Source organism: Mycobacterium sp. (genome assembly GCF_049673265.1).
GTDB lineage: Bacteria > Actinomycetota > Actinomycetes > Mycobacteriales > Mycobacteriaceae > Mycobacterium.
On the sequence record NZ_JBATXN010000508.1, the window covers coordinates 1 to 7,106 of the forward strand.

Annotated in this window: 7 protein-coding genes and 1 pseudogene; 1 reads left to right on the forward strand and 7 read right to left on the reverse strand. The window is 64.8% G+C overall.

Annotation, left to right across the window (positions count from 1 at the left end):
* The 7 genes and pseudogenes from WBF82_RS17510 to WBF82_RS17540 form a co-directional block, all read right to left on the reverse strand.
* Positions 1-562: pseudogene (locus tag WBF82_RS17510) on the reverse strand (lipid-transfer protein); the annotation flags it as partial.
* Entirely contained in the window at positions 559-1,026 is a 468-nt protein-coding gene (locus tag WBF82_RS17515; RefSeq protein WP_424384231.1) for a MaoC family dehydratase, read from the reverse strand. The pseudogene WBF82_RS17510 and the gene WBF82_RS17515, both read right to left, overlap by 4 nt.
* On the reverse strand, positions 1,023-2,138 hold the full coding sequence (locus WBF82_RS17520) for an acyl-CoA dehydrogenase family protein (RefSeq protein WP_424384232.1): 1,116 nt from the start codon (positions 2,136-2,138) through the stop codon (positions 1,023-1,025). The genes WBF82_RS17515 and WBF82_RS17520 overlap by 4 nt, the downstream gene beginning before the upstream one ends.
* Positions 2,139-2,150: 12 nt before the next feature.
* Positions 2,151-2,552 carry a Zn-ribbon domain-containing OB-fold protein gene (locus WBF82_RS17525; protein WP_424384233.1) on the reverse strand — a complete coding sequence of 134 codons (402 nt, stop codon included), beginning with the start codon at positions 2,550-2,552 and terminating at the stop codon, positions 2,151-2,153.
* Positions 2,552-3,100, reverse strand: a complete 549-nt coding sequence (locus tag WBF82_RS17530; protein ID WP_424384234.1) for an FAS1-like dehydratase domain-containing protein — start codon at positions 3,098-3,100, stop codon at positions 2,552-2,554. The genes WBF82_RS17525 and WBF82_RS17530 overlap by 1 nt, the downstream gene beginning before the upstream one ends.
* Positions 3,097-4,302 carry an acyl-CoA dehydrogenase family protein gene (locus tag WBF82_RS17535; protein WP_424384235.1) on the reverse strand — a complete coding sequence of 402 codons (1,206 nt, stop codon included), beginning with the start codon at positions 4,300-4,302 and terminating at the stop codon, positions 3,097-3,099. The genes WBF82_RS17530 and WBF82_RS17535 overlap by 4 nt, the downstream gene beginning before the upstream one ends.
* A 3-nt stretch (positions 4,303-4,305) precedes the next feature.
* Positions 4,306-5,463: a cytochrome P450 gene (locus tag WBF82_RS17540; protein ID WP_424384237.1), complete on the reverse strand. Its 1,158-nt coding sequence runs from the start codon at positions 5,461-5,463 to the stop codon at positions 4,306-4,308.
* 240 nt (positions 5,464-5,703) lie between these two features.
* Here WBF82_RS17540 and WBF82_RS17545 point away from each other — a divergent pair.
* Positions 5,704-7,106: aldehyde dehydrogenase family protein (locus tag WBF82_RS17545; protein WP_424384236.1), on the forward strand; the 1,403-nt coding region annotated here is incomplete at its 3' end.

Consider the following 7,106-nt stretch of genomic DNA (forward strand, 5'->3'; position numbering starts at 1 on the left):
GGTAGAACCAGGCGTCGGGGTTGCGCGCGGCGTGCGCACGGTCGACGACCGAAATGTTTCCGAAGTCGGCGTTGGTGACTCGGTAGGTCGACATGTAGCGCTGAGCGTGCATGGCGACCCAGGCTGCGGGAGTGAGCAAGCCGAACGGCGCGTAGTGCGCCATGAACAGCGGGGTCTCGGCACTGGTGCGTCCGCTGCCACCGAACCGAAAGCCGGAGCGTTCGTTGAATGCGCGCCAACACACCACCACATCGGCGACGCCCGACGCGACGGCCATCGCGGCGTGCACGACCGTACCCGCGGCCGCGCCGCCCCCGTGATGCACGCGGGAAAAGAAGCTGAGGTCACCGATGCCTACGTTTCGGGCGATGTCGATCTCGTCGCTGGAATCCATCGTGAAGGTGACCATGCCGTCGACGTCGCTGGGTGTGAGGCCGGCGTCGTCGAGTGCGGCACTGACTGCCTCGCATGCCAATTGCAGCTCGCTGCGCCCGGATTCTTTGGAGAATTCGGTTTGGCCGATGCCGACGATGGCGCAGCTGCCGGGCAGCGAACTGCTCATGCGCCAGCCTCGTCGAGCAGGCTGAGCACGGCCGTGCCGGAGACGTGATCGCCAAGGCTGTTGGACGCTTTAAACGTCACCTCGACGAAGTTCTCATCCAGCGCCCCCTGGCGGGAACCTCTAGTCTTGCCGGTCACGCTGCCGGTAAAGCGCAGCGGATCATCCGGAAAGCACGGCACACCAAGGCGAATCGAAAGCTTCGTGACCATCGCTTCGGGACCGGCCCAATCGGTGAGAAAACGCACGCAGTATCCATTGGAGGTCAGGATGTTCATGAACAAGTTGGGCGAGCCCTGCTTGTTGGCGTAGTCGCGGTCGTGATGCACCGGCATGAAGTCACGCGACGCGATCGCACCGGCGACGATCATCGTGGTGGTGATCGGGATTTCGAGCGGCGTCACCTCGTCGCCCACCTCGATCTCGCTCCACTGCAAGGTGGCAGTGCGGGTCTTGGCTGTCGTCATAGCCGTCCTTCCGGGTATGTGCTGCCGAGGTGAGCCAGCTGCTGGGAAGCCGAACCCAGCGTGAGTTCGTTCTGCTTGGCCCATAAGAAGTAACGATGCAGCGGATAGGTGGTGTCGATGCCGATCCCGCCGTGCACGTGTTGGGTGGTGGCCGCGACGCGGGCACCGGCCTCGGCGGCCCAGAACTTCGCGATCCGTGCTGCGCGATCGGCCGGCCGGCCTTGCGCGATCAGCCAGGCTGCGTGCCAGGTGGTCCACCGCATCGCCTCGACGTCGATGAATCCGTCGGCCATTCGCTGCTGCACCGCCTGGAAGCTGCCGATCGGGCGGCCGAATTGCTCACGGCCGGTTGTGTATTCGGCGGCCATTCGCAAGGCCCGGTCGGAGACGCCGAGCTGGATCGCACACAGTCCAACCAGCGCGCGGGTGTATAACGACGAGACCAGAGAATCCGGGCCCTCAAGCCGATCAGCGGCGGAAACCGTTGCACCGTCGAGAAATACATCGGCACGCGGCTCGCGGGTGGTGGTCGCGGCCGGCCGGATATCGACGCCAGCGGAGGCGGTCGCCAGCAGGAACAAGCCAGTCTCGCCGTCTCCGGTGCTGGCGGGTATCAACACTGTGTCGGCGAACTGGGCGGCCGGCACCAGCTCTTTGGTGCCGTCCAGCCGCCAATTCGGGCCGTCGCGACGAGCAGCGGTCGCGGGGTTGCTGGGGTCGGAGCGGCCCGGTTCTTGCAGACCCGCGGTCAGGATGTGGCTTGCATCGATGACGCCGGGCAGGAAGCGTTGCTGCTGCTCGCGACTTCCATACCGGGCGATCGGGTCGGCGCCCAGCAGCAGCGTCGGATAGGCGGGCACCGGAGCCACGCTCCAGCCCACTTCAGCCAGCAACACGCCGAGTTCCACGAAGCCACCGCCGTTTCCGCCGACCGACTCCGGCAATGCGGTGCCCAGCAGGTCGACGGCGGCGAGTTCTTTCCACAGCGCGGCGTCGTAGCGCGATTCGCCGGCTTCCAGTTCGGTCAGCCGTTGCGGTGTGGCTCGGCGCTCGAAGATTTCTCGGGCCAGCTTGCTGATGGTCTCTTGCTCTTCGGTAAACGTGAAATCCATAGGGTCACCCGGTCATTCGGCAGCGGGCCGGAACTGGTGCAGCACAAGGTCGTTATCGAAAGGCTGGTAGAACACCTCGACAGGCATCCCTACCGTGACGTCGGCCGGGTCGATGTCGCATAGGTTCGATACGAGCCGTACTCCTTCCGCGAGCTGCACCAGCACGACGATGTAGGGATAGTCGAAGAACGGGAACCGCGGTTCGTGCGGCATCACGTAGCTGTACACGGTGCCGCGCCCTGACGCCTCGACCGCTTCCCAGTCTAGGGAACGGCATTTCGGGCACATCGGCCGCGGCGGGTTGCGCAGCGTTCCGCATCCATTGCAGCGCTGGATCAGCAGTTTGTGGTCGCGCAGCCCGTTCCAGAAGAACTCGGTGTCGGGGCTGATTGTCGGAGCCAGTCGGGTCGCCATCAGCGTTGTGGCCTGAATCGCAGCACGCGAAATCGCTGGCGGCCCAGCACTTCACCATTCTGGTCGGTGTAGGTGATCAACCAGGTCAGGAAGAAGCCGGTGCCCAGCGCTGTCTTCTTCTCGTCGGAGACGTCCTCGAACACTGACGTTGCGCTGATCACATCGCCCAGCCGGGGATAGCGCTCAATTTCGAACTCCGAGTTGGTCGCCACGGTGCTGCTGTATCCGGCCTCATCGAGAAACGCGGTGGGATTGTTCTTGATCTCCATCGGCGCTCCGCCCCGCTCTCCGATACCCTCGAGTTTCGGCGACGGCATCGTCCAGGTTTGCAGCATCACCGGTGGTGACACGATGCCGCCGAAACGCGACTTGGCCGCGAACTGCGGGTCGAGGTAAACGGGATTCATGTCGGCGAGCGCGTATGCCCAGTGCCGGATCATCGGTTGATTCACCGGATCCGGTGCTAGCGACGGCTGGCCGCTGCCTCCGGTGGGCTGGCCGACAAGCGCTTTCAGCTTGTCTAGTACCTCGGTGTCTGCGTTGGTCACTGAGCTGGTCCTCCTGACTTCTCCGTCGCGCGAAGATCGCGTGGTGCTCGCGGCATGCCCAGTCCGGCCATCGCGATGATGTCTCGTTGGATTTCGTTGGCGCCGCCTCCGAATGTGCTGATGACCGCAACCCGGTAGGCGGATTCCAGTGCGCCGCGCAGCGGAGCGTCGGCGCCGCGGCGTAAACCGTTGTGGTCAAGCACTTCCAGCAGCTGGCGGGCGACCAGTGGGGCCAACTCCGTGCCGAAAACCTTGGCGGCCGAGGCTTCTCCCATGCTAAGTGCACCTTTGGTCATCGCGGCGTTGACCCGCAGGTTCATCAGTTTGTATGCCGCGACCTCGGCCTCGACCCGGGCCAGCGCCAACTGCACCCAGGGCTGGTCGATAACATGACCGCCGTCGAGCTCGGTGCTGGCTGCCCACTGCAGCGTCTGCTCGAACAACGGCTCGAGGGCACCGAGGTTGCCCAGGGCGGCGCGTTCGAAATTCAGCTGGGTGGTAATCAGCTGCCAGCCCTGGTTTTCACCGGCCACGATCGCGCTCGCCGGGACCCGCACATTGTCGTAGAACGTGTAGAAGGTGGAGATGCCCGGCATGGTGTGTAGCGGCTGCCAGGAGAATCCGGGCGACGAGGTAGGCACGATGAAGATGGAAATACCCTTGTGCTTCTTGGTGTTTGGATCGGTCCGCGCAGCGAGCCAGATGTAGTCGGCGTATGCGGCGCCGCTGGTGAACATCTTCTGGCCGTTGATCACGTAATCATCGCCGTCGCGGACGGCGGTGGTGCGCAGCGATGCCAGGTCGCTGCCCGCCTCCGGCTCGGAGTAGCCGATAGCGAACTCGACGCTGCCCTCCAGGATCGCCGGCAGAAACTTCTGCTTCTGCTCCTCGGTGCCAAACTGCATCAGGGTAGGGCCGACGGTGTTGAGGGTCACCAGTGGGATCGGCGCGTTGACCCGTCGCGCTTCTTCGGCGAAGATAAACTGCTCGATCGCCGAAAAGCCCCTTCCACCATATTCTTTGGGCCATCCGACACCGAGCAGGTCGGCGGCTGCCAGGGCGCGCACGCACTCGCGTACTGCGGGCCCGCCTTCGATGCGTTCGCTGACCGCCGCCTGCCGTTCGGGCGTCATGACCTGGTCCATCGTGGCGCGGATCTCGTCGCGCAGCTGTTCTTGCTCGGGCGTGTATTCGAGTTGCATCGCTCAGGCCCCCAGCCGGACCGGCATTCGTTTGACCCCGGGCACCATGGTGGCCCGCATCCGGTCGACCTCGCCGGCCAGTTCCAGCCGGGGAAAGCGGTGCAGCAGCTCCTCGAACATCACCGTCGCCTCCAGACGAGCCAGTTGCGCGCCGACGCATGAATGTTCACCGCACCCGAACGCGATGTGCGGGTTCGGATGCCGAGTCACCTTGAACTCCTCAGAGTCGCAACCGAATACGTCCTCGTCGCGGTTGGCTGACCCGTACAGCATGACCACGACATCTCCCTCGGCGATCCGCTGACCGCGGATCTCTACGTCGGCCATTGCTGTGCGCGCCATGTGCACCACCGGGCTGTTCCACCGCAGCATCTCCTCGACGGCGTCCGGAATCAGCGAGGGATTCTCGGCGAGCAGCCGGCATTGGTCGGGGTGGGTGATCAGCGCGAGCGTGCCCAGCGCGATCAGATTGCGGGTGGTCTCGTTGCCGGCAACCAAGAGCAGGAACGCAAAGTTCAGCAGGTCTTCGTCGGTGAGCCGCTGCCCGTCGATCTCGGCGCCGGCCAGTACCGACAGTAAGTCGTCACGGGGTTCGGCGCGCCTGGCTCCGATGAGTTTTTGGAAGTACTCGAAAAGCTGCCCGGCGGCTACCAGCGGATCGAGTTCGATCTCCGGGTCGGCGGTTCCGGTGGCCGCGTCCGACCATTTCCGGAATTGCTCCCAGTCATCGGGCGGCGCGCCGATCAGCTCGGCAATCATCCGGGTGGGTAGCGGAGCGGCGATCTGTTCGGCGAACTCGTGAACGGAGTCCGGCTGGATGCCATCGAGGATTCCCCGAACGATCTGACGGATCTTCGGCTCCAGCACGGCAACCCGGCGCCGGGTGAACCCCGAGTTGATCAGCTTGCGCATCTGCCGGTGCCGCGGCGGGTCGGTGAAGATCAGGCTGCCGGGCTGGACCGGGCTCGGCATGTGCGGATCGGGGATGGTCACGCCCTTGGTGGAGGAGAACAGGGCCGGACTGCTCGAGACGAACCGGATGTCCTCGTATTTCAACAGCGCCCAGAAGTTGGTGACGTCGTTCCAGCAGACCGGCGTCGTCGCGCGCAGCTCCCGGTATGCCGGATAGGGATCGCCGGCGTAGAAGTCGGGGGAGTGCAGCGCGGCCGCGGGCCAGGACTCAGTGTGCACGGCACTCCCTCGGCAGGACCGCGATCGTACATTTGGATACGATCTGTCCGGTGCACTCTGTTTACTCTGGCGGCACCGTCAATGTCAATATGCTTGCTGTCAAGCTGAAATAGCGATAGTGCGCGCGACGGCGACGCCGGGCCATTGACGACACCGGCCCGACAGGTGTACACCAAACGTTGAGCCGCCGGACCCTCGTAAGGAATCAACATGGCTGAGCCCCGCTCACTGATCGACAGCTACGACGTCTACATCGACGGGCAGTGGGTCAAGCCCGAGAACGGCCGCTACGACGACATCAATCCCGCCACGGAGGCGGTGATAGCCAGCGCGCCCGACCCGAGTCCTGCCCAAGTGGACAGCGCGATCGCGGCTGCCCGCGCCGCGTTCGATGCGGGACCGTGGGCCGACGCCGGTCCCGAGCAGCGCGCGGGCTGGCTCAACCAGCTCGGCGAGGCGTTGCTCGCGCACGCCGACGAGTTCTTCGCGTTGGCGCAACTCGAGTGGGGCTGCACCGGCAATGAGCGGGTCATCCACGTGGAGGGGCCGGCGTTTTCGGCCTTACAGGCCGCCGAACTGGCCACCCATCCCGTCGAAGAGCAGATCGAGGCTTACGGCGCGGCGGGCACCACACTGCTGCGCTATGAGCCACTCGGTGTCGTGTCGATTCTGACGCCGTGGAACTTTCCGCACACCCTCAACGCGATGAAAGTGTGCGCCGCGCTGGCCGCGGGCAACACCGTGGTGCTCAAGCCGTCGCCGCTGGCACCGGTCGCCGGTCTGGCGTTGGCCCGAATCATCGACGAGCACACCGATATTCCGCCGGGGGTGGTCAATGTCGTTACGCCGTCCGATATCGAATCCAGCAAGCTGCTGACCATCGATCCGCGGATCGACATGGTCAGCTTCACCGGAAGCTCGGCGGTCGGCCGCGACGTGATGGCCGCGGCCGGTGGCACGATGAAGCGGCTGCTGCTCGAATGCGGCGGCAAGTCGGCCAGCATCGTGCTCGACGACATCGCGCTCAGCGACGAGACATTGGAGCGGATGATGTTCGAGTCGTGCTCCTTCCACGCCGGTCAGGCCTGCATACTGCACAGTCGGCTGTTGCTTCCCGAGTCGATCCACGACGAGATCGTCGACCGGCTGGTCGCTTTGGCCCGCACGGTCAAAGTCGGCGATCCCACCGATCCCGACGTGCAGATGGGCCCACTGATCAGCGCCGCACAGTTGCAACGCGTTCAGGCACACGTGAATCGGGCTCTTGACGACGGCGCCAAGCTGGTGACCGGCGGTGGCCGCCCAGCGGGATTGGATACCGGGTTCTACTTCGAGCCGACGATCCTTACCGGTGTCACGCCGGATGCGACGATCGCGCAGGAAGAAGTTTTCGGACCGGTGCTGTCGGTTCTGCGCTATAACGACGACGACGACGCGGTGCAGATCGCGAACAACTCGCAGTACGGTCTTTCCGGCGCGGTGTGGGGCACGGACGTGGACCGTGCGGTCGCCGTTGCGCGTCGGGTTCGCACCGGGCAGATCGCGGTCAACGGTTTCGGTCCCGGTGGTGCGCCGTTCGGCGGCTTCAACCAGAGCGGGTTCGGCCGGGAAAG

Bases quoted from the DNA above. Each gene is read 5' to 3' on its own strand.
- WBF82_RS17525 (WP_424384233.1), bottom strand. From the start codon at position 2,552: ATGGCGACCCGACTGGCTCCGACAATCAGCCCCGACACCGAGTTCTTC.
- WBF82_RS17535 (WP_424384235.1), bottom strand. From the start codon at position 4,302: ATGCAACTCGAATACACGCCCGAGCAAGAACAGCTGCGCGACGAGATC.
- WBF82_RS17520 (WP_424384232.1), bottom strand. From the start codon at position 2,138: ATGGATTTCACGTTTACCGAAGAGCAAGAGACCATCAGCAAGCTGGCC.
- WBF82_RS17515 (WP_424384231.1), bottom strand. From the start codon at position 1,026: ATGACGACAGCCAAGACCCGCACTGCCACCTTGCAGTGGAGCGAGATC.